General features: G+C 56.2%; 1 protein-coding gene. It reads right to left on the bottom strand.

All coding sequences use genetic code 11. The annotated features are described in order from the left end of the window. Positions 1 to 188: 188 nt before the first annotated feature. Positions 189 to 623 carry an IS4/Tn5 family transposase DNA-binding protein gene (locus tag BMI01S_RS37875; RefSeq protein ID WP_052408513.1) on the bottom strand — a complete coding sequence of 145 codons (435 nt, stop codon included), beginning with the start codon at positions 621 to 623 and terminating at the stop codon, positions 189 to 191. Between the last annotated feature and the right edge of the window lie 83 nt (positions 624 to 706).

Here is a 706-nt window from a genome sequence, read left to right as displayed (position 1 = left end):
ACTGAATCGACAATGCAGACAGCGTCTGCAGTTTCGGTCTTTCGTCACGGCGTGCGGATCAAACCGCTGGACTGCTACTGCATCCATCCACGCAATTGGGAAGCCTCAGGGGGTAGTCAGCAGGCGCTTGATTTGAAACGAAATTTATACAGGGCCACAAGCCAGACCCGCGCCAGGCATAGGTGTGTCTAACCGGAAATCTGCACGAAAATCAAGGGCACCCCGCATTGTGCACACGGCTTGGCGAGTCCCCGTCGGGTCTCCGCGGTTATGGAACTGCTCGCGTACCCGACAAGCTCGGGGTGTTCTCTCTCGTACAGAAATGCCGTCGTGTCATGAAGCACGAGGACCGGTCCCTTCGTTACCGAAAAACGTTCCGCTGTTGCCTGAAAGTGCCCGCTCAAAATATCCTGCTCATTGACGCGCTCGTTGTCCAGGAAGCGATAGGCCGCCTTGGTATTGGCCCAGTCCTGGCAGGCAAGCGGAATGGTCTGTCCCATACCCTTCCACAATCGCTCCAACACCATTCCGAAACGCTTGCGCAGTCGCACGTCCCGGAATTTGCTTGCTTCAATCTCACGCCCAAACCATGCCTGATCTTCTGCTTGTCGTTTCCCGGCCATTCTTCTCGCGCGCTCGTCGTGACGCGCACCAGGTTACCAGGATTCGCGGTCGAAATGTGGGTAATCGCAAGACTAGCTAATGC

The organism is Paraburkholderia mimosarum LMG 23256 = NBRC 106338 (genome assembly GCF_000739815.1).
Classification (GTDB): domain Bacteria; phylum Pseudomonadota; class Gammaproteobacteria; order Burkholderiales; family Burkholderiaceae; genus Paraburkholderia; species Paraburkholderia mimosarum.
The sequence above is the reverse complement of the archived record's forward strand: the minus strand, read 5'-3'. Positions and strand labels throughout refer to the sequence as shown.